The sequence below is a fragment of the Pantoea sp. AN62 genome (assembly GCF_050432985.1).
Classification (GTDB): domain Bacteria; phylum Pseudomonadota; class Gammaproteobacteria; order Enterobacterales; family Enterobacteriaceae; genus Pantoea; species Pantoea brenneri.
Genome location: NZ_JBNPYB010000009.1, coordinates 102,578 through 127,823, shown reverse-complemented (window position 1 = coordinate 127,823; position 25,246 = coordinate 102,578). Strand labels below are relative to the sequence as shown.

Below are 25,246 nucleotides of genomic sequence, written 5' to 3'. Positions count from 1 at the left end.
CTCCGCCTGGCCGCGATCAGAGCTGTGACGCGAGCATATCTTCCAGCTTTTGCTGATCGAGTGCGAACTGGCGGATGCCTTCTGCCAGCTTATCGACCGCCATCGCGTCCTGATTATGCAGCCAGCGAAATTGCGCTTCCGTCAGAGGCGAGGGCGGATTCGACACCGCAGTCGAAGGCGTCAGCTGGCGCGTCACCGGCAAATTACTGCTTTCCAGGCTCTGCAGCAGCTCAGGCGAGATGGTCAGCCGATCGCAACCGGCCAGGGCCAGGATCTGTTCGGTTTTACGAAAGCTGGCCCCCATAATCACCGTCTGATAGCGGTGAGATTTGTAGTAGTGGTAAATATTGCGAACCGATACCACGCCCGGATCGTGCTGCGCTGTGTATTCCGCCTGCGGATTGCGGCTGTGATGCCAGTCAGAGATGCGTCCGACAAACGGCGAAATCAGGAACACCCCGGCTTCGGCACAGGCCTGCGCCTGAGCGAAGGAAAACAGTAGCGTCAGGTTGCACTGAATGCCGTTGCGCTCCAGCGTTTCAGCCGCACGGATCCCTTCCCAGGTTGATGCCAGCTTAATCAGAATACGTGAGCGGTCGACGCCTTGCTGTTCATACATCCGCACCAGCTTTTCAGCCCGGGTGACGCACATGCCGCGGTCAAATGAGAGCCGCGCATCGACCTCGGTCGAAACCCGGCCCGGCACGCTTTTCAGGATCTCCACGCCCAGATTGACCGCCACCCGATCGCAGGCATTGATGATCTGCGTCTGTTTACTGCCGCCCTGTGTTCTGGCGTAATTCACCGCCTCTTCAATCAGTGGCTGGTAGCGGCTCAGGGTCGCCGCTTTCAGAATCAGTGACGGATTAGTGGTGGCATCCTGCGGATGATAGCGACGTATCGCCTCGATATCGCCGCTGTCGGCGACCACGGTGGTGTACTGTTTCAACGCCTCTAAGGGGTTCATTTTTCACTCCATAATCAGGTCTGCAGCGCCATGGCGGGCACACTTTTCCCTGCGAAAGCAGCGTCGCATTTCTGGTGGTGTCGGTAAGGGGGATCGGGCGAAGCCCTGAGTTGACTGACTTCGCCCGCACAGCAAAGGCGGCTTACTTATTCAGGCTGGCCTGCTCGTAGTACTCAATTTTATCGACTTTAGCGCTCGAGCCGCCGGCTTCAAATTCTGACGCCAGCCAGGCGTTGACGATACTTTTCGCCAGCTCCGGCCCGACCACGCGTGCGCCCATCGTCATCACCTGGGCATTGTTACTTTTACGGGCGCGCTCAGCAGAGAAGGTGTCGTGGCACTGGGCCGCACGGACGCCGGGGACTTTGTTGGCGACAATCGCCACCCCGATTCCGGTGCCGCACAGCAGAATTCCACGCTCATATTTCCCCTGCTGGATAGCGGTTGCCAGCGCAAACGCCACATCCGGATACATCGGCCGGTCATTACGGGCGTCATTGCTGTAATCCACCACTTCGTACTGCTTCTCTTCCAGATGACGTTTAATCAGGTTTTTCAGCTCAATCGCCGCATCATCGGCGCCAATCGCGATCGTTTTCATCGTCTTCTCCAGCAAGTTACCCGCTCAGCCCGCCATGCAACAGCAGGCGCAAAAATGTTCAGCATCAGCCTGACACACTTCTGTTCATATGTTCAAGTCTATTTCATTTGTTTGGAAAGGCAATTCGACCGTGAAGCGCAGGCAAAGGCGGCCTTCACGCCGCACAGCGCGGCGCTTTCGGCGTTTTATCTGAAAAGTGCACCAGATTTAATTCGTTTGAAGAGGATCACAGATCTCATTGTTGCAGTTGAGAGCTGCTCAATTATACGTGTACTGTTCATTTGTTCGCGTAGTGATACCAATGTACAAGAAGACCCATCGAGGACTCGCACATGGATTACCCAGGCTCTGTTTTTTGCACCTGCTTCGACAATGCACCGCGTGCGTTGCCAACACCTGACACTCTCTTTCATCGCGCCCGGACCGGAGGTGCGTCGTGACCCAAACCACAATGACCGCAGTGGAGCAATCCGCGATTCGTAAGATCTCCTGGCGACTGGTGCCGTTCGTCGCCCTGATGTTTTTTATCAACTTCCTCGACCGTACGGCAATTTCGTTCGCCGGGCCGAATGGCATGACGCAGGACCTCGGCCTGACTGCCGTACAGTTCGGCCTCGCCTCCGGTATCTTTTTCATCGGCTATATCCTGCTGGAAGTGCCGAGCAACCTGGCCCTGCATCGCTTTGGTGCCCGCAGATGGCTGGCGCGCATCATGATCAGCTGGGGCATCGTGTCGCTGCTGTTCACCTGGGTCAGCAGCATTAATGGGCTCTATACCCTGCGCCTGCTGCTGGGCATCGCCGAGGCGGGCTTTTTCCCGGGCGCAATCCTCTATCTCAGCATGTGGGTACCGGCGCGCCATCGCAGCAAAATCCTGTCACTTTTTTACCTGGCGCAGCCGCTGACCGTGGTATTTGGCGCACCGCTGGCAGCGTCCTTCATTGAACAGCATGGCCTGTTTGGACTGGCTGGCTGGCGCGTGATGTTCCTCGGCGTCTCGATTCCGGCGATTTTGATCGGCATTGTGGCGCTGTTCTGGCTGGTGGATTCACCGCGGCAGGCGAAATGGCTGACGGCGGATGAGAAAAACTGGCTGACCCGTGAGCTGGATGCTGAGCATCAGGCCAAGCAGCACACCGGACACCAGGGCGTCCGCAGCATTCTGGGTAATGGTCGGGTCTGGATGCTGTGTCTGATCTACTTCGGTTTTATCTATGGCCTGTACGCGCTGGCTTTCTTCCTGCCGACTATCATCGGCGGCTTCCAGCAGCAGTTCGGCACCACCTTCAATGTGATGCAGAAAGGGTTGATCACCGGCGTCCCTTATCTGATTGCGGCGGTCGTGATGTTCTTCTGGTCCCGTGACGCCTCACGTCGTGGCTGCAAAACCTGGCATATCGCTATCCCGGCGGTGGCAGGTGGTATCAGCGTGCCGCTGGCGCTGTTCATGGACTCACCGTTCACCACCATCATGGTGATTGCGATTACCGCCAGCTCGATCTTTGCCGCCTTACCCAATTTCTGGACCTTACCGACGCAGTTTCTGACCGGTGCCTCTGCCGCGGCCGCTATCGCCCTGATCAATACGCTGGGCAATGTCGCAGGCTTCTCGGCGGGCTATATCACTGGCGCGCTGCACGATGCAACCAGCAGCTACACCGTACCGATGTTTGTGGTGGGCGGATTTATGCTGCTGTCAGCGGTGCTGATGCTGTTGCTGAATCGCAGTCGCCAGCAGGAACCGACCTCTCTAGCACAGGAGCAATTACCATGACTTACCTGTTTAACCAACCTTCAGCCTTCGCGGCTGAACTGATCGAAGGCTTTGTGGCCGCCAATGCCGATAAAGTGCGTCAGGTGCCTGGCGGAGTGGTACGCAACACCCGCAGCCAGCCGGGCAGCGTGGCGGTGGTGGTCGGCGGTGGCTCCGGCCACTATCCGGCGTTCGCCGGGTTGGTTGGGCAGGGTCTGGCGCACGGCGCGGCAATGGGCAACCTGTTCGCCTCGCCGTCGGCGCAGCAAATTTATAATGTGGCCCGCGCGGCAAACAATGGCGGCGGCGTATTACTGATGTTCGGCAACTACGCCGGTGACGTGCTGCATTTCGGTCAGGCCTGTGAGCGTCTGCGCGGCGAGGGTATTCCGTGCGACATTCTGGCGGTCACCGACGACATTTCCAGCGCCGGCATCGACGAGATTGAAAAGCGGCGCGGGGTGGCGGGGGATCTGACGGTATTCAAAGTCGCCTGTGCCGCCGCAGAAGCAGGCTATGCGCTGCCGGAGGTGCTGCGGGTGGCGCAGCATGCCAATAACCGCACCCGTTCATTTGGCGTGGCATTTTCTGGCTGTACCTTACCCGGCGCATCACATCCGCTGTTTGAAGTTGAAAAAGGGCGGATGGCGCTGGGCCTGGGGATTCATGGCGAACCGGGCATCAAAGAGACGGAGGTGCCAACCGCCGATGAGATGGCTGACATCTTTGTCAGCCGGCTGCTCAGCGAACTGCCGCCGGGCGTCAGCCAGACGGCGGGACAGCGGGTGGCGGTAATTCTTAACGGTCTCGGCACGGTGAAATATGAAGAGCTGTTTGTGGTCTACCGGCGGGTGGCGCAACTGCTTGAGGCGGCGCGGCTGCAGATCGTCGAGCCGGACGTCGGTGAATTCGTCACCAGCTTCAATATGGCCGGTGCCTCACTGACCTTGATGTGGCTGGATGATGAGCTGGAAACCTTCTGGCGCGCCCCGGCGAATGCGCCGGCCTATCGCAAAGGCAGCGTTATCGTTGCCGAACCGCTGGGTCAGGAGGCCACGCAGGCGCAGGCGGAAGAGAGTTTGCCTGTCGCCAGCGCCGTCTCACAGCAGAGCGCACAACAGGTGCTGCAACTGCTGGAGGCGGTGGCCACGATGCTGCAACGCAACGCCGAAAAACTGGGAGATATTGATGCGGTCGCCGGCGATGGCGATCACGGCATCGGCATGGAACGCGGCGTGTTGGGCGCGGTGGAAAAGGCGCGTCAGGTCGCAGCCCGGGGCGCCGGTGCCGGCACGCTGTTATGCCGTGCTGCGGATGCCTGGGCAGACAAAGCGGGCGGCACCTCTGGCGCACTGTGGGGCGTAGCGCTGACCGCCATCGGAACCGCTATCGGTGATAATCAGACGCCGGACGCTGCGCGAATCGCCAGAGGCGTACGACAGGCGCAGGAAGGGATTCAGCACTTTGGTAAAGCGCGGGTCGGCGACAAGACCATGGTTGATGTGCTGGTGCCGTTCAGCGACAGCCTGAATGCGGCCGTCGCACGCGGTGCCTCGCTGACGGACGCCTGGCACGAAGCTGCGCGCGTGGCTGACCAGGCGGCGCAGGCCACGGCACAACTGCTGCCTAAAATGGGTCGCGCCCGTCCGCTGGCCGAAAAAAGTCTCGGTACGCCCGATGCAGGCGCCATTTCGCTGGCAATGATTGTTAATACGGTGGCTGATTTGTTGAAAGATCACGCGACCGCCGGGCAGGGAGTCTGAGCATGACACAACCTGCTCTGTGGCTGGGTGTCAGCCTGAAAATGTACTTCAGCTACCAGCAAACTCTCGACTGGTGCCACGAAGTCGCCGCGCTGGCGCGTCGACATCCGGCGATTCAGCGTGGCGATATCGGGCTGTTCGTCCTGCCTGCCTATCCGGCGATTCCGGCGGTTGCCGCTATCTTTGCCGATACCCCGGTGCGCGTTGGCGGCCAGGATGTTTGCCAGGCCGAAAACGGTGCCTGGACCGGCGAAGTCAGTGCCAGCATGTTGCAGGAACTCGGCTGCAGCCTGGCTGAGATTGGTCACGCCGAACGCCGCCGCCATTTCCATGAAGATGCCGCGCAGATTGCCGCCAAGGTGGCGATGTCGCTCCGCCACGGCCTGACCCCGGTGTTGTGCATCGGTGAAACGCAACAGGGTGAGCCGTCACAGGCGATCGCCCTGTGTCAGCAGCAGCTGGCCGAGGCGCTGTCGCTGGCGCAGCAGCAGGGGCTGACCGGTACGCTATTTTTCGCCTGGGAACCACAGTGGGCGATTGGCGCACCGCAACCGGCTCCGGATCACTACATCCGCGCGGTCTGTGAAGGGTTACGCGAGCTGCCGTCGCCTGCGGGTATTACCCTGCAGGTGATCTACGGCGGCAGCGCCGGCCCCGGCTTGATTCAGCGCCTTGGCGGCGCGGTTGACGGCCTGTTCCTCGGCCGCTTTGCCCATGATCCTGCCGCGCTGGCGCAGATTATCGATGAGGCCAGCGCGTTGCTGGCGGAGCGTCTCTCATGAGCCAGATCGGACTCAGCACCTATGCCTTTTTCTGGCGCATGTCAGAGCGTGTCCCGCAGCCGCTGACGCTGGAGCAGATGCTGGAGCAGACCGCCGCGCTGGATTTGTCGCTGTTCCAGATTTGTGATTATCCGGCGATTGAGAGCTGGTCGGATGCTGACCTGCAACGGTTGCGTCAGCGGGCTGATGCGCTGGGCATCACGCTGGAGCTGGGGACTCGCGGGCTGGATACCGCCCATCTGCAACGCTATCTGCAGCTGGCACAGCTGCTCGACGCGCAGGTGGTGCGCTCCATGTTTTATACCGCCAGCCATCGGCCGTCGCTTGAGCAAGCGGCACAGCTGATCGCCAGCGTGCTGCCGGACTATGCACGTCAGCAGGTGCGCCTATGTCTTGAAACCTACGAGCAGGTCAAAACCGCTGACCTGATGTCAGTGATTAACCGCTTTTCATCGCCGTGGCTGGCGGTCTGTCTCGATCCGGCCAACTGCGTCGCCGGGCTGGAGTTACCTGAACAGGTTATCGCGCAGACTGCGGCACGTGTCGGCAATCTTCACATCAAAGACTTTGCCTTTACCCGGCGTGACGGCTGGGTTGGCTTTACCTATGCCGGTTGCCCGATGGGCGAAGGCTTACTGGATTATGACCAGATGATCGCCAGCGTGCGCCCGGCCGAAAGGGGCATTAACCAGATTATTGAACACTGGTTGCCATGGCAGGAGGACGCCGCTACCACCTGTCAGCGTGAGGCGGAGTGGACAGCGCGCAGCGTGGAATTCTTACGTAGTAAACAAAATCGGGAGTAATAATAATGAATCAACTGAAAACCCTTACTGTGATTGGCGCCGGCGGCAAAATGGGCATGCGCATTTCAGCCAACTTCCAGAAAAGCGATTACCAGGTCTTTTACTGTGAGAATTCACCCGCTGCACAGCAGCAGGTTACTCAACAGGGCCGTGAGCTTTCGGATGCCGATTCGGTGGTGCCGTTAAGCGACGTCGTCATTCTGGCGGTGCCGGACATCGTGCTGGGTAAGGTCTCTGAAGCGGTCGTGCCGCAAATGAAGCCAGGCGCGGTACTGTTAACGCTCGATCCGGCGGCCGCTTATGCCAACCTGATCTTCCAGCGTGACGATATCGACTATGCGGTGGCGCATCCGTGTCACCCGTCCGTCTTCCTTGAGCGCTACACCAAAGAAGAGCACGCCGACGCGTTTGGCGGAATTGCAGCTATTCAGCATGTGGCCGCCGCCTGGGAAGCGGGCAGTGATGCGCAGCGTGACGAACTCAGCAAGGTTATCCGCGTGATGTATGGTCCGGTGGAGCAGGTGCACTGGGTGACCGTAACGCAGCTGGCCTACCTTGAGCCGACGCTGGTGGAGACCGTTGCCTGCATGGTCGGGGCCTTTATGAAAGAGGCGCTGGACGAAACGGTTAAGCACAGTGGCGTACCGGAAGAGGCCGCAAAGGCGATGCTCTACGGGCATATCCAGATTGCGTTGGCGGTGGCGTTCCGCGCCACCAATCCGTTCTCTGATGCCTGCATGATCGCCATGGAGTATGGACGCGAGAAGATTGTGAAGCCTGACTGGAAGCAGATTTTCGAGCAGAAAGAGCTGGATATCGTGATTGCCCGCATGCTGAAAATCGACGCGATTCGTCGCTAATCTGTGACACTGCTAGCGGCTCGCCGCGTCAATGCCTGGCGAGGTGAGCCGTATCAATGGTATAAATTCCCTCCTGAAACGCCTGTGCTTAGTCAGGTAACTCACTGCGAGACAGATAACGCATGGAAAAACACACGCTTTCTCAGGACTCCGAACTGCTGACCGAAATCGCAGTCGCCTATTATCAGGACGAAATTACCCAGGAAGAGATTGCGCGTAAGTTTGGCATTTCACGCATCAAAGTCGGACGGCTGCTGAAGCGCGCCAGGGAAGAGGGCATTGTTGAAATCAACGTGCGTTATCACCCGGTGTTCAGTACCCGTCTTGAGCAACAGCTGCTTGACCGCTTCCCCCACTTACAGCGCGCGCTGATCGCCCTCGACCTGCAGGACAACGATGAGCAGCGACGTCAGGTGGCGGCGCTGGTCTCCTCCTGGCTGGAGCAATCACTTAAAGAGAATTCGGTCGTGGCGGTCGGGCAGGGACGCAATGTGGCGGCTGTCGCCGACCATCCGGGTCAGGTACCGACGCGTAACTGTCACTTTATCAGCGGTATCGGCGGCACGCACCGCCCCGGTGATGCGATCAATGCCGACCATATCAGCCGTCGTCTGGCGAAAAAATTTGGTGGCATCAGCGAAACGCTCTACGCCCCGGCTTATGTTGAAGATCGGGCGCTGAAAGAGGCGTTTATGCAAAACGGCACGATTAAAGAGACGCTGGATCGGGCGCGCAAAGCCGACTTTGCCCTGGTCGGCATTGGCGACATGAATGAAAACAGCTATATGGTGAAATTAGGCTGGTTTACGCCGCATGAAATTATCGACGCCAGTCTGAATCAGGGCGTGACGGGCGATATTGCCGGCTACGATTTTTTCAATTCGCAGGGACAGCACGTCGATACCGTAATGAACGATCGGGTGATTGGTCTGAGCATTGATGAGCTGCGCAAGATCCCCTGCGTTATCGCCATCGCCTCAGAGAACACCAAAGCCATGGCGATTCTCGGTGCGTTGCGTACCGGTGCCATCGACATTATCGCCACCACGGCGCAAAACATCCGCACCCTGCTGAACATGACGCAGAAAACGGAGTAATCGCCGGGCAGGCACGCAGCTTATGCGGCTGCGTGCCTGAGTGGTTACTCTTCCTGCAGCGAGTAGGGCAGCGGCTGAATCGTCAGCTGTCCGCCTTCATCACCCTCAACCCGCAGCACGCTATCCGGCTCCAGATCGTTATTCATCACCACCTGCACCCAACTGACACCGTCATCCAGCTGCACTGCCGCCAGCACGCTGCCGGTACGACGCCAGCGCTCACCCATCCGGAGTTCCAGCGCCGTATTTGCCGCTGGCAGATGGCTGGCCTGGCCCGCCAGCCAGTAGAGCGCGCGTTTGTTCGCACCGCGGTATTTGGCCCGCGCCACCATCTCCTGACCGGTATAGCAGCCTTTTTTAAAGCTGATGGCGTCCAGCGCCTGCAGGTTGGTGGCCTGGGGAATAAACTGCACGCTGGTGGCGGGATCAATCACCGGAATGCCGGCTTCAATGTCCAGCGCCAGCCACTGCTGACTATCATTTAACTGTGCATCATCCGCCAGTTTCTGCTGCAGTGATTCGGCCTGGGCCAGCGAGGTAACGATCAGGAAACGCTCTGCCGGATGCGCGAACCACAGCAGCGTCGTTTCTCCCTGTTGCACCACCGGGGTTTCGCTGTCGGGCAGCTGTTCAAACAGGTTGGCCAGCGCAGCGCGTGCCTGAAAACCAGCCACGCCGAGTAACACTGCCTCATCGTCGGCCGCCAGCGTCACTTTAGAGAACACCGCATATTTCTTTAATTCGCTCAGTTGGGTGTCGCGCAGTTCACGACGAACCAGGTAGGCGTAGCCTTCGCCACGATGGAACAGACGCAGGTTGCTCCACATCTTGCCTTTAGCATCACAGTGGGCGGCGGGCAGATGGTGCGCAGCATCCAGCGCGGCGACGTCCAGCGTCAGCTGACCCTGCAGGTAGGAGGTGCTGTCGGGACCGAAGACGGAAACCAGCGCCCAGGCATCCAGTGAAATCAGCGTTAACGGCAGACGGGACGAGGCTGCAGGCTGGCGCGGCGGTAAGGTAAAGGTTGGCATGGAGATATCCTGAGTAAGAGGGTTCATCCGAAAAGATATCCTCAATGTTAAAAGAGCCGACTGGCAATGCAACCTGTTTACCGATAACGGCGCACAAATCGCGTGATAACCCTGAAAAAATGCGGCTTGCTTTGCGGCCGATTGCACAGTGTGTTGCGCTGCGCCTGCAGCCCGCCACAATCCAGGTTACACTAGCCGCCATGTTGTGAACTGTGGAAACTGACGCATGGATATCAATGATAAATCACGTATTCAGTGGGCCTGCCGCCGTGGCATGCTGGAGCTGGATGTCGCTATTATGCCGTTCTTTAAATATGAATATGACAGCCTGAACGACACCGATAAGCAGGTGTTTATCGCGCTGCTGAAGAGTGACGATCCCGACCTGTTTAACTGGTTGATGAACCACGGTGAACCCAGCGATCCTGAACTGAAGCGGATGGTTAACCTGATTCAGCAGCGTAACCGTGAACGCGGCCCCGTGGCAATGTAAGCTGCGGCCATCCCGCCTGGCGCGCGGCCTGCTGGGCGTCTGGCTGGGGGTGACGGTAACGGCTCTATTGCTGCTGACGTTGCCGGTCAGCGGATGGCTGATTAAACTGGCGATGATCGGACTGCTGCTGGCCGAAGGCTGGCGTAATCATCGACGGCTCAGTCAGCGGCGCGGTTCGCTTCAACGGGAAAGTGCGCAAATCTGGTGCTGGCAGGGTACACGCTGGCGGCCGACTCAGCCGCTGCGCTGGTTGCCGTTTGGCGTGCTGCTGGTGGCGAAAAGCGAGCAGGGCAAGACGCTGCGCTGGTGGCTGATGCAGGACAATATGCAGCCTGGCGAATGGCGGGCGTTACGCGCCTGCTGTTTCAGCGAGGTGCAACACTGACGGCGTCACTAGCGGCATCAGTTGCGGCGTCAGGGCCAAAAGCCACCTGCCGGACCACACCGTTTTGCGATTACAGCAGTTCGGCGGTTTCCGTTAACACCTGCTCGCACCACTGCTCGACGCGCTCGTCGGTGACCTCAAACTGATTCACATCATCGAGCGCCAGACCGACAAACTGCTTCCCATCGGCACTGAGCGGTTTCGGGCTGGTGAACTCATACCCTTCCAGCGGCCAGTAACCCACAAAACGCACCCCCATCGGCTGCAATAGCTCATGCAGCATACCGAGCGCATCAAGGAACCATTCACCGTAGCCAATCTGATCGCCCATACCATACAGCGCCACAATCTTATTGCGCAGATTCAGGGTCGACAGCTGTGGCCAGATCGCTTCCCAGTCCTCCTGCAACTCGCCAAAATCCCAGGTCGGGATGCCCATGATTAGCAGATCGTACTGTTCCATCAGGCGCGGATCGTCATCTTTGACGTTGTGCAGGGTGACCAGCTCTTCGCCAATAAAATCGCGAATTTTCTCCGCTACGATTTCGGTGTAACAGGTGCTGGAACCGTAAAAAAGGCCGATTTTCATGCAGATAACACTCTGTAAATACTGACTTTGGCGCAATTGTACCAGAAGCGCCGTTGAATCAGGCATAATGAGCATGATTTTACAGCGAACGGCGGGGATAACGTGCAAGACAGCGAACTGACTGAACAGTTTCTCGATGCGCTCTGGATTGAACGCAATCTGGCGCAGAATACTCTCTCCTCCTATCGCCAGGATCTCCAGACGCTGACCAGCTGGCTGGCGCATCATAACCTGACGCTGCTCAGCGTGATGCCGCTGGATCTGCAGCAGTTTCTGGCCGAGCGGCTGGAGGGCGGTTACAAGGCGACCAGTTCAGCCCGGCTGCTGAGCGCTATGCGCCGCCTGTTTCAATACCTCTACCGCGAGAAGCTGCGCGCTGACGATCCCAGTGCGCTGTTATCGGCACCAAAACTGCCGCAGCGGCTGCCGAAAGATCTCAGTGAAGCGCAGGTTGAACGCTTGCTACAGGCACCAAATATCGACATCCCGCTGGAGCTGCGCGACAAAGCGATGCTGGAGTTACTCTACGCCACCGGTTTGCGTGTTTCTGAGCTGGTCGGCCTGACGCTGAGTGATATCAGCCTGCGCCAGGGTGTGGTGCGGGTAATCGGCAAAGGCGATAAAGAGCGACTTGTGCCGTTAGGTGAAGAAGCGGTTTACTGGCTGGAGCATTATCTGGAACATGGGCGTCCGTGGTTGCTCAACGGACAGACGCTGGACGTGATGTTCCCGAGCAACCGGGCGCAGCAGATGACGCGGCAGACCTTCTGGCACCGCATCAAGCATTACGCCACGCTGGCCGGCATCGACAGTGAAAAATTGTCGCCCCATGTGATGCGCCATGCGTTTGCTACCCATCTGCTGAACCACGGTGCCGATCTGCGTGTCGTACAGATGTTGCTGGGACACAGCGATCTCTCCACCACCCAAATTTATACGCATGTCGCCACCGAGCGCCTGCGTCAGTTGCATCAACAACATCATCCGCGGGCCTGATCTGCGGGAATAAGGAAAGAGATGAACAAGCATTTTGCCATGCTGGCGCTGTTAGCCAGTGCCTTTTCCGGTCTGGCACAGGCCGATGACAGCGCCATTCAGCAATCATTGAAAAAGCTCGGCTTAAATCAGACTGAGATTACCTCATCGCCGCTGCCGGGCTTTAAAACCGTGCTGTCGGAAAGCGGCGTGCTCTACGTGACCGATGATGGCAAACACATGATTCAGGGCCCGCTGTATGACGTCAGCGGTGCGCAACCGGTCAACGTAACCAATAAGCTGCTCGATAAAAAAGTCGAGGCGCTGGTGCCGGAAATGATCGTCTACAAAGCGCCGAAAGAGCAGCATGTGGTGACGGTGTTTACCGACATTACCTGTGGCTACTGCCGCAAACTGCATGAGCAGATGGCGGACTACAATGCGCTGGGTATCACCGTGCGCTACCTGGCGTTCCCACGTGAAGGACTGCATGGTCAGATTGAAGGCGCGATGAAAGCGATCTGGTGCAGCGCCGATCGTAATAAAGCCTTTGATGATGCGATGAAGGGCGATGCGCCGAAAATGACCGCGCCTGACAGCTGCAAAATCAATATTGAACAGCATTACAAGCTCGGGGTGCTGTTTGGCATTCAGGGCACGCCAGCCATCCTGACCGACAGCGGCATGATGATTCCGGGCTATCAGGGTCCGCAGGAGCTGAAGCAGGTACTGGATAATCAAAAACGTGGTGGTTAATCGGTGGTAAAAAACGAAGTGGAACTGCGTCGCCGTGAGGTGACGGTCGAAGATGCGCTGCCGGCAACCCTGCCGCCGCTGCTGAAACGTCTTTATCTGCAGCGCGGGGTACGCGACGCGGCTGAGCTGGAGCGCGGCGCGAAAAACCTGCTGCCGTTCCAGGCGCTGAGCGGAATCGATAGCGCGGTAGCGTTGCTGCATCAGGCGCTGCTCGATGGCCGTCGCATTATGGTGGTGGGCGATTTTGATGCCGACGGCGCGACCAGTACCGCGCTGACGGTGATGGCGCTGCGCAGCATGGGCGGCAGCAACGTGCAGTATCTGGTGCCGAACCGCTTCGAAGATGGCTATGGTCTCAGCCCGGAAGTGGTTGAACAGGCGCGTGCGCGCGGTGCGGCGATGATCCTGACGGTGGATAACGGCATCTCGTCGCATGCTGGCGTGAAATGTGCACATCAGCACGGCATTCCGGTGCTGATCACCGATCACCACCTGCCGGGTGAGACCCTGCCGGCGGCGGAAGCGATCGTCAATCCTAACCTGGCGGACTGCAATTTTCCTTCCCGCGCGCTGGCCGGTGTCGGCGTCGCCTTCTATCTGATGCTGGCCCTGCGCGCTTATCTGCGGACGCAGGGCTGGTTTGGCACAACCCGCAGCGAACCCAATCTGGCTGAACTGCTGGATCTGGTGGCGCTTGGCACGGTAGCCGATGTGGTGCCGCTCGACGTCAATAACCGCATTCTGGTGTGGCAGGGACTGAGCCGGATTCGCGCCGGTAAATGCCGTCCCGGCATTCGTGCGCTGCTGGAGATTGCCAACCGCGATGCGCGCCAGCTGGCGGCCAGCGATCTCGGCTTTGCGCTTGGACCACGGCTCAATGCGGCAGGGCGGCTGGATGATATGTCAGTCGGGGTGGCGTTACTGATGACCGACGATCTCAGCCAGGCGCGGATGTTAGCCAGCGAACTGGATGCGCTGAATCAGACGCGTAAAGAGATTGAGCAGGGCATGCAGAGCGAAGCGCTGGCACTGTGTCAGGCGCTGGAACGTGAACAGAGCGACCTGCCGCTGGGGCTGGCGTTTTATCATCCGGAGTGGCATCAGGGCGTGGTCGGGATTCTGGCCTCGCGGCTGAAAGAGCGCTTCCATCGCCCGGTGATTGCCTTTGCGCCAGCCGGTGACGGCACGCTGAAAGGCTCCGGCCGCTCGATTGCCGGTCTGCATCTGCGTGATGCGCTGGAGCGGCTCGATACGCTGAATCCAGGGCTGATGCTGAAGTTTGGCGGCCATGCAATGGCGGCGGGACTGTCGCTGGAAACCGCACGCTATGAGGAGTTTCGCCAGCGTTTTGCCGAACTGGTCGGCGAATGGCTGGATGGCGACTCGCTGCAGGGCATCATCTGGTCCGATGGCGCGCTGCAGCCGCAGGAATTTTCCCTGCAGACCGCTGAGATGCTGCGTGAAGCGGGTCCCTGGGGCCAGGCGTTCCCGGAGCCAGCGTTCGACGGCAAATTTAAGCTGTTACAGCAGCGGCTGGTCGGCGAGCGGCATCTGAAAGTGATGGTGGAACCGCTGGGCGGCGGCCCGCTGATTGATGGCATCGCCTTCAATGTCGATACCACACTGTGGCCCGACACCAGCGTACGTCAGGTCGAGCTGGCCTACAAACTGGATATCAATGAATATCGCGGGAACCGTTCGGTGCAGCTGATCATTGATCATCTCTGGCCGATTAACTGACCTCTGGCGGCGGTCGTGCGGCAGCGCGCGGCCGCCCGCCGGGCTCAGGACCGCCTTCTTTTCCTCTGGTGAAACACCACTCGCCACGCGGTTAATCGATCGCCGCGCCACCACCGCATCAGCGCTACAAACTGTCGTCAGTTTCGGGTAAACTTATGCGTTAATTTTCCTGTCCCATCGAACGCAAAAAAGACGCTAAAGCCATGTTTGAAATCAACCCGGTCAAAAACCGTATTCAGGACCTCAGTGAGCGCAGCGACGTTCTTCGGGGGTATCTTTGACTACGATGCCAAGAAAGAACGCCTCGAAGAAGTAAACGCCGAGCTGGAACAGCCAGACGTGTGGAACGAACCGGAACGCGCCCAGGCACTGGGCAAAGAGCGCTCCTCGCTTGAAGCGATTGTTGACACTCTCGATCAGATGACGCAAGGCCTGGAAGATGTCCAGGGTCTGCTGGAGCTGGCAGTCGAAGCGGACGACGAAGAGACGTTCAACGAAGCGGTGGCCGAGCTGGATGGCCTCGAAAGCAAACTGGGCGAACTCGAATTCCGCCGCATGTTCTCCGGTGAGTACGACAGCGCCGACTGTTATATCGATCTGCAGGCGGGCTCCGGCGGTACCGAAGCGCAGGACTGGGCCAGCATGCTGATGCGTATGTATCTGCGTTGGGCTGAAGCCCGTGGCTTCAAAACTGAAATTATTGAAGAGTCTGAAGGCGAAGTGGCGGGTATTAAATCCGTGACCATTCGTGTGTCAGGCGATTACGCCTTTGGCTGGTTGCGTACCGAAACCGGCGTGCATCGCCTGGTGCGTAAGAGCCCGTTCGACTCCGGCGGTCGTCGTCACACCTCCTTCAGCTCAGCCTTTATCTATCCGGAAGTGGATGACGATATTGATATCGACATCAACCCCGCCGATCTGCGCATTGACGTCTATCGCGCCTCCGGTGCCGGCGGCCAGCACGTTAACCGGACGGAATCTGCGGTACGTATTACCCATATTCCGACCGGCACCGTGACCCAGTGCCAGAACGACCGTTCTCAGCACAAGAACAAAGATCAGGCGATGAAGCAGATGAAGGCGAAGCTGTACGAGCTTGAGATGCAAAAGAAAAATGCTGAGAAACAGGCGCTGGAGGACAACAAGTCCGACATCGGCTGGGGCAGCCAGATCCGTTCTTACGTGCTCGACGATTCGCGCATTAAAGATCTGCGTACCGGTGTGGAAACGCGCAACACCCAGGCGGTGCTGGACGGCGATCTGGATCGATTCATTGAAGCTAGTTTAAAAGCAGGGTTATAAGGAACCGACATGTCTGAACAACAACCGCAGAGCGCTGACGCCGCACTTGAGTTAAACAACGAACTGAAAACGCGTCGCGAAAAGCTGAGCGCGCTGCGTGCAAATGGCGTGGCGTTTCCTAACGATTTCCGTCGTGACACCCTCTCGAACCAGCTGCATGAACGCTATGACGAGAAGAGCAACGAAGAACTGGAAGATCTGGGCATTGAAGTCAGCGTTGCCGGACGCATGATGACCCGTCGTATCATGGGTAAAGCGTCATTCGTTACCCTGCAGGACGTTGGCGGACGCATTCAGCTCTATGTCTCGCGTGACGATCTGGCCGAAGGGATCTACAACGAGCAGTTCAAAAAGTGGGACCTCGGCGATATCCTTGGCGCGCGCGGCAAGCTGTTCAAAACCAAAACCGGCGAACTGTCGATTCACTGTTCTGAGCTGCGTCTGCTGACCAAAGCCCTGCGTCCGTTACCGGATAAGTTCCACGGCCTGGCCGATCAGGAAACCCGTTATCGTCAGCGCTACCTCGATCTGATCGCCAACGATGAATCCCGTAACACCTTCAAAATTCGCTCGCAAATCATGGCCGGTATCCGCCAGTTCATGGTCAGCCGCGACTTTATGGAAGTGGAAACTCCGATGATGCAGGTGATCCCAGGCGGCGCATCGGCGCGTCCGTTTATCACCCATCACAATGCGCTGGACATCGATATGTACCTGCGTATTGCCCCGGAACTCTATCTGAAGCGTCTGGTGGTAGGGGGCTTTGATCGGGTGTTCGAGATCAACCGTAACTTCCGTAACGAAGGCATTTCGCCACGTCATAACCCTGAGTTCACCATGATGGAACTCTATATGGCGTATGCGGATTACAAAGATCTGATCGAGCTGACCGAAAGCCTGTTCCGTACGCTGGCACAGGATGTGTTGGGTACCACCGTGGTGCCGTATGGCGAACATCAGTTCGATTTCGGTAAGCCGTTTGAAAAACTGACGATGCGCGAAGCGATCAAGAAATACCGTCCGGAAACCGACCTGGCCGATCTGGAAGACTTTGATAAAGCGGTAGCGATCGCTGAATCGCTGCACATTAAAGTCGAGAAGAGCTGGGGACTGGGCCGTGTGGTCACCGAGATCTTCGAAGAGACGGCAGAAGCGCATCTGATTCAGCCAACCTTCATCACCGAATATCCGGCTGAAGTATCACCGCTGGCGCGTCGTAACGATCAGAATCCAGAGATCACCGATCGCTTTGAGTTCTTCATCGGCGGCCGTGAAATCGGTAACGGCTTCTCCGAGCTGAACGATGCGGAAGATCAGGCTGAGCGTTTCCTGCAGCAGGTGAATGCCAAAGATGCGGGCGATGACGAAGCGATGTTCTACGACGAAGATTACGTCACTGCGCTGGAACACGGTCTGCCGCCTACTGCGGGTCTCGGTATCGGTATCGACCGTATGGTCATGCTGTTTACCAACAGCCACACCATCCGCGACGTGATCCTGTTCCCGGCGCTGCGTCCGGGCAGCAAGTAAGTCACTTTGCGTTAAGCAGAATGCAGAAAGGCCGGAGACTCCGGCCTTTTTTTTCGTCGCTGTCCGGTTCAGACAACGGCGGTCACGACTTCACTACGCCATCCAGCCACTGCTGAAACCGCGCATAAGGTACATACAGCGCCACGTTCTTATACAGAGTTTTGCCGCTGGTATTGTCATTAATACGGTCGCTGTAGCCGATGATTACTCCCGCCAGCGTATCGTCAGAGGCGTTATACACCGCGCCGCCCGACATCCCTTTCACCACTCCAGCATTGGCCGCCACCACCACGCAGTCCGCCTTGTTCCAGCTGTTCGCCAGCGTGGTATTGATCAGGTTCTGGCCGCTGGAACTGACCGGCATCGCCGAAATAAAGCTGTAGCCGTACAGATTGACCCGATCGCCGATATGACTGTTGCGAAAGCTGGGTGGCAGGCTTGCCTCGCTGTTTTTGTGGTAGACCACCGCCAGATCGCATTGCGGATGCCAGGCTTTGACCCGGTAAAGTGAAAATTTCGCCACGTGCGCGGCGGTCAGACTGTATTCCGCCGTCAGCGGAATCGTGGTACCCAGCGTGCCTAAGCCGAGCACGGTAGGAATGCCGGTCACGGTCATATCGACCCGCTTTTCGGCCTCTTTACTGTACTCATAGTGGCCAACCGAGCAGCCGGTTAAAGCAAAAACCATCAAGGCAATGAGCCGTTGCATTCTTTCTCCCCGCGTCAGAATTCGATCACATCACCTGGCGTTTCATAATGGGGTTATCGGCAACGCTAAAATTTTATTTATTGCTGACACATTAAAAAGGGTAACGGGTGACGGGCAAATGACAACCAGAGATTGCCTGCGGCGGTGATTCCTGGATTTTTCCACCATGCCGGAGATGAGCGTCTGGCGGATTGATGACAGAAATTATTGCTGGTGTGGCAATAATCCTTTGCTGCTATTGGGGTATATGGGCTCCAGCGGCTGTGCTGTAATAGCCAGCGTGACGCAGATCAAATTTTAATAAGCGTCGATTGGGCCACGCGTTCGCGCGGTTCACCTGCATTTTCATGGTATTGGGAGAAATGTTATGCCTGTAGCGTTACTGGCGCTGGCGTTGAGTGCGTTCGCCATCGGCACCACCGAGTTCGTCATTATGGGGCTGCTGCCGGACGTGGCGGCCGATCTTCAGGTGTCGATTCCGTCAGCGGGCTGGTTAATCAGCGGCTATGCGTTGGGCGTGGCGATTGGCGCACCGATTATGGCGCTGCTGACCGCCCGGTTGCCGCGTAAAAAGACGCTGACGCTGCTGATGGTGATCTTCATCGTCGGCAACCTGCTGTGCGCGCTGGCGTACAACTATAACCTGCTGATGCTGGCGCGCATTGTAACCGCGCTGTGTCACGGTGCTTTCTTTGGCATTGGTGCGGTGGTCGCAGCCAGTCTGGTAGCACCAGGTCGTCAGGCTTCTGCCGTGGCGCTGATGTTTACCGGTCTCACGCTGGCGAACGTGCTGGGCGTGCCGCTTGGCACCTGGTTTGGTCAGCTGTTTGGCTGGCGTGCTACCTTCTGGGGCGTAGCGGTCATCGGCGTACTGGCCTTCATCGCCCTGATTGTCAGCCTGCCGAATAACAAGCAGGAAAAACCGGTCGACCTGGCGAGTGAAGTGAGCGCGCTGGCCAACGGTAAACTGTGGCTGTCGCTGCTGATGACGGTGTTTTTTGCCGCGGCAATGTTTGCCTTGTTCAGTTATATCGCGCCGCTGCTGTTACAGGTGACCGGCATCAGCGACCGTGGCGTCAGCTGGACGCTGTTCCTGATTGGCGCAGGCCTGACGGTCGGCAATATTCTGGGCGGCAAGATGGCGGACTGGAAAGTCTCCTTCAGCCTGATCCTTAGCTTCTCGCTGATTGCGATCTTCTCCCTGCTGTTTAGCTGGACCAGCCATGCGCTGTGGCTGGCGGAGATCACTCTGTTCTTGTGGGCGATGGCCACCTTTGCTACCGTGCCGGGTCTGCAGATTAACGTGGTACGCCACGGTAAAGAGGCTCCCAATCTGGTGTCGACCCTGAACATTTCAGCGTTCAACGTTGGTAATGCGCTGGGTGCCTGGGTCGGTGGGGCAGTGATTGGTCGGGGCTACGGCCTGACGGCGGTGCCGGTTGCCGCCGCCGTGCTGGCACTGATCGGTCTGCTGGTTTGCCTGATCACCTTCCGCAAATCGGGTGGCGCAACGTCTGCGGTGCGCGCTTAAGCTAAGCGGGCGGCGATGCGCGCCGGGAAGTCAGCCACCTGCTGCTGCAGATGTCTGACAAACGCATCGACCAGCGCCGAGGCGGGGCGGTGATGCGGTCTGACCAGGCTGACGGTAAACGGTACCGAAACGCTGAATCGCCGCATCACCACACCGCTGTCGGCATAATCGAGCGCCGTCAGCGGATTAACGATCGATACCCCGACGCCCGCCCTGACCATCGCACAGACGGAGGCGGCGCTGTGGGTCTCCAGCACCAGACGACGCTCAACATCCTGCTCATGAAACAACGCATCCAGCAGCTGGCGATAACTGTCGGTGCGCGACAGGCTGACATAATTCTCACCGGCAAAATCCTGCGGCGTCAGCACGGCCCGCTGGCTCAGTGGATGCTGAGGCGGCAACACGCAGACTTCATCGCAGGTTAAGAGCGCATGGCGGTCAGTGCCGGCCGGCGCATGCTGAGTTTCGGTTAAGCCGAGGTCATAGCGCTGCGCCGATAACCACTCCTCCAGCAGTGGCGACTCCTGCGGAATCACATTCAGGCTGACATCCGGGTAGCGCTGCAAAAAAGGCTGACACAGCGGCGGCAGCAGCGACTGCGAAAACACCGGCAGACAGGCGACAGAAAGCTCACCCTGACGAAACTGACGCAGATTATCAGCCGCCTCCATAATGCGATCCAGCCCGTACCAGGAACGCTGAACCTCTTCAAACAGGCGCAGCCCCTGTACCGTAGGCTGCAGACGTCCGCGTACCCGACCAAACAGCTGTAGCCCCAATTGCTGCTCCAGCCGCGCCAGTTCCCGACTGACCGTAGGCTGAGAGGTGTGCAGCAGCGTCGCGGCCTGCGTCAGGTTACCGCTGGTCATCACCGCGTGAAAAATTTCGATGTGTCGCCAGTTAATGTTCGCCATCAGGTGATGCCATATCAGTTTTGCATAGATGCTATTAAAACAGATATTTTTCGCTATGACACGATTCTGGCTTAATGCGGTTATTGCCACAGGAGATCCCTCATGCCCCGTTCCTTACAGACCACCGAAACCGCGCTCAACGTCACGCATCTGCTGCCGCTGGCACGCCGCTATGCCGGGCCTTTCTGGGCCTACGATGCGCAGATCATTCAGGCACGCATCGCCCAGTTACAGGCGTTTGATGTGGTGCGTTTCGCCCAGAAATCCTGTTCAAATATTCATATCCTGCGCCTGATGCGGGCGGCCGGAGTAAAGGTAGACTCGGTATCGCTGGGTGAGATTGAACGTGCGCTGGTGGCGGGGTATCAGCCGGGCGGAGATGAGATCGTCTTTACCGCTGATCTGTTTGATCAGCCGACGCTGGAGCGGGTTGCGGCGCTGCAGGTGCCGGTTAATGCCGGTTCGGTCGATATGCTGCATCAGCTGGGCGCTGTCTCGCCGGGTCATGCGGTATGGCTGCGGGTTAATCCCGGTTTCGGGCACGGCCACAGTCAGAAAACCAATACCGGCGGCGAAAACAGCAAGCACGGAATCTGGCATGGCGATCTGGCTTTAGCGCTGGCGGCGATCCAGCAGTACGGTCTGCGGCTGGTGGGGATTCATATGCACATCGGTTCCGGGGTCGATTACGCCCATCTGCAACAGGTGTGTGATGCGATGGTCAGTCTGGTGGTGGAGTTTGGTCAGGATCTGACGGCGATCTCAGCGGGCGGCGGCCTGTCGATTCCTTATCGCTACGGTGAAGAGGCGATCGATACCGATCACTATTTTGGCCTGTGGGATGCTGCGCGTCAGCGCATTGCTCAGCATCTGGGCCACGCCGTCAAACTGGAGATTGAGCCGGGCCGTTTTCTGGTGGCCGAATCGGGCGTGCTGGTGTCGCAGGTGCGGGCGGTCAAAGCGATGGGCAGCCGCCACTTTGTGCTGGTCGACGCCGGATTCAACGATTTAATGCGCCCATCAATGTATGGCAGCTATCACCATATCTCGCTGATGGCGGACGACGGGCGTCAGATTGATGAGCAGCAGACCCTCGACAGCGTAGTGGCGGGGCCGCTGTGTGAGTCGGGCGACGTCTTTACCCAGCTGGAAGGCGGCAAAGTCGATACCCGTGCGATTCCGGCTGCGCAGGTCGGTGATTATCTGGTATTTCATGACACCGGCGCGTATGGCGCATCTATGTCATCGAACTACAACAGCCGTCCACTGATCCCGGAAGTGCTGTTCGAACAGGGGCAGCCGCGCGAGATCCGTCGCGCGCAGACTATCCAGGAATTACTGGCGCTGGAAGGCGGCTAACCGCTTGCTCAGGCGGTACCTGCTGCCGCCTGTGCGTTAAACAGCTCTTTACGCAGCATCACCATCTCCTCCGCCAGATCGCGACACAGCATCGCATTCATTAAGTGATCCTGAGCATGCACCAGGATCAGCGTCACCGGCAGTTTGCCGCTGCCTTCATCCGCGCCAATCAACTGCGTCTGAATCTTGTGCGCCTGTTTTGCTGCGGCATCGGAGGCGGTCAGCGCCGCGTCGGCAGCCGACCAGTCACGCTGACGCGCAGACTGGATCGCCATCATCGCTGACGATCGTGCTTCACCCGCATTGATCAGCAATTCCATCATGGTTTGTTCGAAATCCATACAATCCTCGCTATTGGTATGCCAAATTGGCTTTTTTAATCATACTGGAATGCCAAAAAACGTTTCCGGGAGCTTTGTCACAGAAAGAATGGTTAAGAATCGTCATTTTGGTATGCCACTAACCGGGAAGATACCGACCACTACTGGAATGCCGATCTTACATCTCTGAGGGTTGACCCATGTCTCTACAGGACCGCCTTATCGATTCCCTGGGCAGCTTTGCCACCCGCTTCAATAGTTATCGCTACATCATGGCGATCAAAGCCTCGTTCATCACCCTGATGCCGGTGATCATCGTTGGCGCTTTCTCAGTGCTGATCTCTAACATGGTGCTGGACAGTAAAAATGGCCTCGCCAGCTTTGCTGCACTGGGATTTTTAGCCGACCTGAAACCGATCACCAGCAGCATTAACTACGCCACGCTCAGCTTCCTCAACATTGGCGCGGTGTTCCTGATTGGCATCGAGCTTGGCCGCATCAACGGCATCAAAACCTTGTTCCCTGGCCTGCTGGCGATCATTTGCTTTGTGTCCGTGACGCCGACCACTTTACAGATGATGGTCGACGGTCAGATGCATCTGGTCACCGACGTGCTGGCTAAACAATTCTCCGATACCAAGAGCCTGTTTCTCGGCATGTTTATCGCCATCCTGTCGGTAGAGATCTATTGCCGGCTCGAGCAGGTTGAGCGGCTGAAAATTAAGATGCCGGACACCGTGCCGCCCAACGTTGCCGCCTCTTTCTCCGCGCTGATCCCGTCAATTATCACCGTGACGCTGGTCGCCACCTTTGGCTTTATTTTCCATCGCGTTACCGGCATGTATCTGTATGACGCGGTCTATCAGGTGGTGCAGCAACCGCTGGAGTCGGTGGTACAGAGCCTGTGGGGAATTCTGATTCTGATGTTCGTCGCCCAGCTATTTTGGGTGATCGGCATTCACGGTAATCAGATGGTGAAACCGATTCGTGAACCGCTGCTGCTGGGGGCGATTATGGTCAATATGACCGCCTTTGAGCAGGGTAAAGAGGCGCCGAATATCATCACCATGCCGTTCTGGGATGTCTATATGAGCATTGGCGGGTCCGGCCTGACTATCGGCCTGCTGACCGCGGTGATGCTGGCGACGCGCCGTAAAGAGATGCGCGAAATCGCCAAGCTCTCGTTCGGTCCCGGCATTTTCAATATCAATGAGCCGGTAATATTTGGCATGCCGATTATGCTCAATCCGATCCTGGCGATCCCGTTCATCATCACGCCGCTGGTAACCGGCTCAATCGGCTATTTCGCCACAGTGATGGGGTTTGCCGGCAAAGCGGTGGTGATGGTGCCGTGGACCACGCCGCCGATCATTAACGCCTGGCTGTCGACTGCGGGATCGATGGGCGCGGTGGTGACCCAGATTATCTGCATTATGGTGTCGGTGCTGATCTACCTGCCGTTTGTCAAAGTGGCAGCCCGTCGCGCCGATGCCGCCGAAGCGAAGAATCAACAACCTGAACTGGCCCGAAACCAATCGGAGGTGTTATGAGTCGCCAGCTTATTCAGATCCCGCAGAATTTTATCCTTGGCGCCGCCGCGTCAGCCTGGCAAACCGAGGGCTGGAGTGGCAAAAAAGCCGGGCAGGATTCGTGGCCGGATGCCTGGTATCAGCAGGATCGGCACGTCTGGCATCAGGGCTATGGTCCGGCCGTGGCGACCGACTTCATTAACCGCTTTGCTGAAGATGTAGCGCTGATGAAGGCCAGCGGGCTGACCCACTACCGCACCTCAATCAACTGGTCGCGCTTTCTCACCGATTATGAAAGCGCCACGGTGGATGAGGAGTACGCGGCTTACTATGACCGGCTGATTGATGAAATGCAGCGCCAGGGCATTGAACTGATGCTCTGTCTGGAGCATTACGAGCTGCCCGCTACGCTGCTGGAGCAGTATGGCGGCTGGCAGTCAAAGCACGTGGTTGAACTGTTTATCCGTTACGTCGAGCAGGTATTTAAACGCTATGCCGGCCGGGTAACGCGCTGGTTTGTGTTTAATGAGCCGATTGTGGTGCAGACCCGGGTCTATCTCGACGCGCTGCGCTGGCCGTACGAGCAGAACACCCATAAATGGATGCAGTGGAACCACCACAAAAATCTCGCCACCGCGCGGGTGGTGCAGCTGTTTCGCCAGCAAGGCTATGCCGGTCGTATCGGGACCATCCTCAACCCGGAGGTGACCTATCCACGCTCGTCGGCCGCGCATGACCAGAAGGCGGCGCAGATCTACGACCTGTTCTATAACCGGGTGTTTCTCGATCCGGCTATCAAAGGCGAGTACCCGGCGGAGCTGCTGGCGCTGCTGGATAAACATCAGATTGAGTGGCAGGCCACAGCGGAGGAGCTGGCGATCATCGCCGCCAATACCGTCGATGAGGTCGGGCTTAACCTTTACTATCCGCACCGCGTGAAGGCGCCGTCCCGTGCCTGGCATCCCGATACGCCGTTCCATCCTGCCTGCTATTACGAGCACTTTGAATTGCCGGGCCGGCGGATGAACCGTTCACGCGGCTGGGAAATTCAGCCGGAAATCATCTGGGATATGGCGCAGCGGATGCGTGATGAGTACGGCAACATCCCGTGGTTTGTCGCCGAGAGCGGAATGGGCGTCGAAAACGAAGCGCAATTTAAAAACGCTGAGGGGGAAATTCAGGACGACTACCGCATTCACTTTATCAGCGAGCACCTGCATCAGGCGGTCCGTGCGCATCAGGCGGGCATCAACTGTCAGGGCTATATGCTGTGGGCCTTCACCGACAACGTCTCGCCGATGAACGCCTTCAAAAACCGCTATGGCCTGATCGAAATCGACTTAGATAACCAGCGTCAGCGTCGCATGAAGAAATCCGCCCACTGGTTCCGGGCGCTGCGCGACAGTCAGCAATTTACCCTGTGGCTTGATGATGAGCCGAAATAACAAGAG

Annotated in this window: 25 protein-coding genes; 18 read left to right on the top strand and 7 right to left on the bottom strand. The window is 58.0% G+C overall.

All coding sequences use genetic code 11. From position 1 onward, the window contains the following. Positions 1-16: 16 nt before the first annotated feature. Both tal and rpiB read right to left on the bottom strand, forming a co-directional pair. Positions 17-967 carry a transaldolase gene (gene tal, locus FHW04_RS12385; protein WP_089561212.1) on the bottom strand — a complete coding sequence of 317 codons (951 nt, stop codon included), beginning with the start codon at positions 965-967 and terminating at the stop codon, positions 17-19. 142 nt (positions 968-1,109) lie between these two features. After that, positions 1,110-1,568 (bottom strand): ribose 5-phosphate isomerase B, encoded by a 459-nt coding sequence (rpiB, locus tag FHW04_RS12380; protein WP_031375748.1) that lies wholly within the window; start codon positions 1,566-1,568, stop codon positions 1,110-1,112. A gap of 54 nt (positions 1,569-1,622) precedes the next feature. Between rpiB and FHW04_RS12375 the strand changes: the two genes are divergently transcribed. The 7 genes from FHW04_RS12375 (at position 1,623) to FHW04_RS12345 (ending at position 8,629) form a co-directional block, all read left to right on the top strand. Further along, on the top strand, positions 1,623-2,051 hold the full coding sequence (locus FHW04_RS12375; RefSeq protein WP_128088266.1) for a hypothetical protein: 429 nt from the start codon (positions 1,623-1,625) through the stop codon (positions 2,049-2,051). Next, a complete protein-coding gene (locus FHW04_RS12370) occupies positions 2,020-3,342 on the top strand; it encodes an MFS transporter (protein ID WP_180217234.1) in 1,323 nt (440 codons plus the stop codon). The genes FHW04_RS12375 and FHW04_RS12370 overlap by 32 nt, the downstream gene beginning before the upstream one ends. Continuing rightward, positions 3,339-5,084 carry a dihydroxyacetone kinase family protein gene (locus tag FHW04_RS12365; protein WP_089561211.1) on the top strand — a complete coding sequence of 582 codons (1,746 nt, stop codon included), beginning with the start codon at positions 3,339-3,341 and terminating at the stop codon, positions 5,082-5,084. Before FHW04_RS12370 ends, FHW04_RS12365 begins: the two co-directional genes overlap by 4 nt. A 2-nt stretch (positions 5,085-5,086) precedes the next feature. Next, a complete protein-coding gene (locus FHW04_RS12360) occupies positions 5,087-5,866 on the top strand; it encodes a triose-phosphate isomerase family protein (protein ID WP_089561210.1) in 780 nt (259 codons plus the stop codon). After that, positions 5,863-6,672, top strand: coding sequence for a sugar phosphate isomerase/epimerase family protein (locus FHW04_RS12355; RefSeq protein ID WP_089561209.1), 810 nt, complete (start codon positions 5,863-5,865; stop codon positions 6,670-6,672). Before FHW04_RS12360 ends, FHW04_RS12355 begins: the two co-directional genes overlap by 4 nt. Positions 6,673-6,674: 2 nt before the next feature. After that, positions 6,675-7,532 carry a phosphogluconate dehydrogenase C-terminal domain-containing protein gene (locus FHW04_RS12350; protein WP_089561208.1) on the top strand — a complete coding sequence of 286 codons (858 nt, stop codon included), beginning with the start codon at positions 6,675-6,677 and terminating at the stop codon, positions 7,530-7,532. Positions 7,533-7,654: 122 nt separating this feature from the next. Then, positions 7,655-8,629 carry a sugar-binding transcriptional regulator gene (locus tag FHW04_RS12345; protein ID WP_046289226.1) on the top strand — a complete coding sequence of 325 codons (975 nt, stop codon included), beginning with the start codon at positions 7,655-7,657 and terminating at the stop codon, positions 8,627-8,629. Between the two features lie 44 nt (positions 8,630-8,673). Here FHW04_RS12345 and ygfZ read toward each other — a convergent pair whose 3' ends face one another. After that, positions 8,674-9,660, bottom strand: a complete 987-nt coding sequence (gene ygfZ / locus FHW04_RS12340) for a tRNA-modifying protein YgfZ (RefSeq protein ID WP_031376215.1) — start codon at positions 9,658-9,660, stop codon at positions 8,674-8,676. 226 nt (positions 9,661-9,886) lie between these two features. Between ygfZ and sdhE the strand changes: the two genes are divergently transcribed. Together sdhE and FHW04_RS12330 are read left to right on the top strand one after the other, a co-directional pair. Next, the gene (gene sdhE, locus FHW04_RS12335) at positions 9,887-10,153 is read left to right on the top strand and encodes an FAD assembly factor SdhE (protein WP_031376214.1); all 267 of its coding nucleotides are present in this window, start codon (positions 9,887-9,889) and stop codon (positions 10,151-10,153) included. Next, complete coding sequence (locus FHW04_RS12330) at positions 10,128-10,538, top strand: protein YgfX (protein WP_031376213.1); 411 nt, start codon at positions 10,128-10,130, stop codon at positions 10,536-10,538. Before sdhE ends, FHW04_RS12330 begins: the two co-directional genes overlap by 26 nt. A gap of 70 nt (positions 10,539-10,608) precedes the next feature. Here FHW04_RS12330 and fldB read toward each other — a convergent pair whose 3' ends face one another. Further along, on the bottom strand, positions 10,609-11,127 hold the full coding sequence (gene fldB / locus FHW04_RS12325; protein ID WP_031376212.1) for a flavodoxin FldB: 519 nt from the start codon (positions 11,125-11,127) through the stop codon (positions 10,609-10,611). A gap of 102 nt (positions 11,128-11,229) precedes the next feature. On the opposite strand from fldB, the gene xerD reads away from it, so the two are divergent. From xerD to lysS, 5 genes are all read left to right on the top strand, one after another. After that, the gene (gene xerD, locus FHW04_RS12320; RefSeq protein WP_031376211.1) at positions 11,230-12,123 is read left to right on the top strand and encodes a site-specific tyrosine recombinase XerD; all 894 of its coding nucleotides are present in this window, start codon (positions 11,230-11,232) and stop codon (positions 12,121-12,123) included. Positions 12,124-12,144: 21 nt separating this feature from the next. Beyond that, entirely contained in the window at positions 12,145-12,858 is a 714-nt protein-coding gene (gene dsbC / locus FHW04_RS12315; protein ID WP_031376210.1) for a bifunctional protein-disulfide isomerase/oxidoreductase DsbC, read from the top strand. Positions 12,859-12,861: 3 nt separating this feature from the next. Beyond that, a complete protein-coding gene (gene recJ, locus FHW04_RS12310; protein WP_089561207.1) occupies positions 12,862-14,598 on the top strand; it encodes a single-stranded-DNA-specific exonuclease RecJ in 1,737 nt (578 codons plus the stop codon). 203 nt (positions 14,599-14,801) lie between these two features. Continuing rightward, positions 14,802-15,900, top strand: a protein-coding gene (gene prfB / locus FHW04_RS12305) for a peptide chain release factor 2 (RefSeq protein WP_122983627.1) whose coding sequence is annotated in 2 segments (ribosomal slippage) — positions 14,802-14,876 and positions 14,878-15,900 — 1,098 coding nt in all. Because the reading frame shifts where the segments join, the coding sequence is not laid out codon by codon here. A gap of 9 nt (positions 15,901-15,909) precedes the next feature. Continuing rightward, positions 15,910-17,430 (top strand): lysine--tRNA ligase, encoded by a 1,521-nt coding sequence (gene lysS / locus FHW04_RS12300; RefSeq protein WP_031376208.1) that lies wholly within the window; start codon positions 15,910-15,912, stop codon positions 17,428-17,430. A gap of 82 nt (positions 17,431-17,512) precedes the next feature. Here the strand turns inward: lysS and FHW04_RS12295 are convergent, their stop codons facing one another. Then, the gene (locus tag FHW04_RS12295; RefSeq protein ID WP_031376207.1) at positions 17,513-18,139 is read right to left on the bottom strand and encodes a serine protease; all 627 of its coding nucleotides are present in this window, start codon (positions 18,137-18,139) and stop codon (positions 17,513-17,515) included. A 367-nt stretch (positions 18,140-18,506) separates the two neighbouring features. Between FHW04_RS12295 and FHW04_RS12290 the strand changes: the two genes are divergently transcribed. After that, a complete protein-coding gene (locus FHW04_RS12290; protein ID WP_089561206.1) occupies positions 18,507-19,670 on the top strand; it encodes an MFS transporter in 1,164 nt (387 codons plus the stop codon). Here FHW04_RS12290 and FHW04_RS12285 read toward each other — a convergent pair. After that, positions 19,667-20,587 (bottom strand): LysR family transcriptional regulator, encoded by a 921-nt coding sequence (locus FHW04_RS12285; RefSeq protein WP_031376205.1) that lies wholly within the window; start codon positions 20,585-20,587, stop codon positions 19,667-19,669. The two genes, FHW04_RS12290 and FHW04_RS12285, sit on opposite strands and share 4 nt — an antisense overlap. A 102-nt stretch (positions 20,588-20,689) precedes the next feature. Between FHW04_RS12285 and lysA the strand changes: the two genes are divergently transcribed. After that, positions 20,690-21,946: a diaminopimelate decarboxylase gene (gene lysA, locus FHW04_RS12280; protein WP_089561205.1), complete on the top strand. Its 1,257-nt coding sequence runs from the start codon at positions 20,690-20,692 to the stop codon at positions 21,944-21,946. Between the two features lie 8 nt (positions 21,947-21,954). On the opposite strand, the gene FHW04_RS12275 is transcribed toward lysA, so the two are convergent. After that, positions 21,955-22,287 (bottom strand): PTS lactose/cellobiose transporter subunit IIA, encoded by a 333-nt coding sequence (locus tag FHW04_RS12275; protein WP_069728871.1) that lies wholly within the window; start codon positions 22,285-22,287, stop codon positions 21,955-21,957. A gap of 179 nt (positions 22,288-22,466) precedes the next feature. On the opposite strand from FHW04_RS12275, the gene FHW04_RS12270 reads away from it, so the two are divergent. Together FHW04_RS12270 and FHW04_RS12265 are read left to right on the top strand one after the other, a co-directional pair. Beyond that, positions 22,467-23,816 (top strand): PTS sugar transporter subunit IIC, encoded by a 1,350-nt coding sequence (locus tag FHW04_RS12270; protein ID WP_031376202.1) that lies wholly within the window; start codon positions 22,467-22,469, stop codon positions 23,814-23,816. Beyond that, positions 23,813-25,240: a glycoside hydrolase family 1 protein gene (locus FHW04_RS12265; protein WP_031376201.1), complete on the top strand. Its 1,428-nt coding sequence runs from the start codon at positions 23,813-23,815 to the stop codon at positions 25,238-25,240. The genes FHW04_RS12270 and FHW04_RS12265 overlap by 4 nt, the downstream gene beginning before the upstream one ends. Positions 25,241-25,246: the final 6 nt, after the last annotated feature.

Bases quoted from the DNA above. Each gene is read 5' to 3' on its own strand.
- tal (WP_089561212.1), bottom strand. From the start codon at position 967: ATGAACCCCTTAGAGGCGTTGAAACAGTACACCACCGTGGTCGCCGAC.
- rpiB (WP_031375748.1), bottom strand. From the start codon at position 1,568: ATGAAAACGATCGCGATTGGCGCCGATGATGCGGCGATTGAGCTGAAA.
- FHW04_RS12375 (WP_128088266.1), top strand. From the start codon at position 1,623: ATGTTCAGCATCAGCCTGACACACTTCTGTTCATATGTTCAAGTCTAT.
- FHW04_RS12370 (WP_180217234.1), top strand. From the start codon at position 2,020: ATGACCGCAGTGGAGCAATCCGCGATTCGTAAGATCTCCTGGCGACTG.
- FHW04_RS12365 (WP_089561211.1), top strand. From the start codon at position 3,339: ATGACTTACCTGTTTAACCAACCTTCAGCCTTCGCGGCTGAACTGATC.
- FHW04_RS12360 (WP_089561210.1), top strand. From the start codon at position 5,087: ATGACACAACCTGCTCTGTGGCTGGGTGTCAGCCTGAAAATGTACTTC.
- FHW04_RS12355 (WP_089561209.1), top strand. From the start codon at position 5,863: ATGAGCCAGATCGGACTCAGCACCTATGCCTTTTTCTGGCGCATGTCA.
- FHW04_RS12345 (WP_046289226.1), top strand. From the start codon at position 7,655: ATGGAAAAACACACGCTTTCTCAGGACTCCGAACTGCTGACCGAAATC.
- ygfZ (WP_031376215.1), bottom strand. From the start codon at position 9,660: ATGCCAACCTTTACCTTACCGCCGCGCCAGCCTGCAGCCTCGTCCCGT.
- sdhE (WP_031376214.1), top strand. From the start codon at position 9,887: ATGGATATCAATGATAAATCACGTATTCAGTGGGCCTGCCGCCGTGGC.
- fldB (WP_031376212.1), bottom strand. From the start codon at position 11,127: ATGAAAATCGGCCTTTTTTACGGTTCCAGCACCTGTTACACCGAAATC.
- dsbC (WP_031376210.1), top strand. From the start codon at position 12,145: ATGAACAAGCATTTTGCCATGCTGGCGCTGTTAGCCAGTGCCTTTTCC.
- lysS (WP_031376208.1), top strand. From the start codon at position 15,910: ATGTCTGAACAACAACCGCAGAGCGCTGACGCCGCACTTGAGTTAAAC.
- FHW04_RS12295 (WP_031376207.1), bottom strand. From the start codon at position 18,139: ATGCAACGGCTCATTGCCTTGATGGTTTTTGCTTTAACCGGCTGCTCG.
- FHW04_RS12290 (WP_089561206.1), top strand. From the start codon at position 18,507: ATGCCTGTAGCGTTACTGGCGCTGGCGTTGAGTGCGTTCGCCATCGGC.
- FHW04_RS12285 (WP_031376205.1), bottom strand. From the start codon at position 20,587: ATGGCGAACATTAACTGGCGACACATCGAAATTTTTCACGCGGTGATG.
- lysA (WP_089561205.1), top strand. From the start codon at position 20,690: ATGCCCCGTTCCTTACAGACCACCGAAACCGCGCTCAACGTCACGCAT.
- FHW04_RS12275 (WP_069728871.1), bottom strand. From the start codon at position 22,287: ATGGATTTCGAACAAACCATGATGGAATTGCTGATCAATGCGGGTGAA.
- FHW04_RS12270 (WP_031376202.1), top strand. From the start codon at position 22,467: ATGTCTCTACAGGACCGCCTTATCGATTCCCTGGGCAGCTTTGCCACC.
- FHW04_RS12265 (WP_031376201.1), top strand. From the start codon at position 23,813: ATGAGTCGCCAGCTTATTCAGATCCCGCAGAATTTTATCCTTGGCGCC.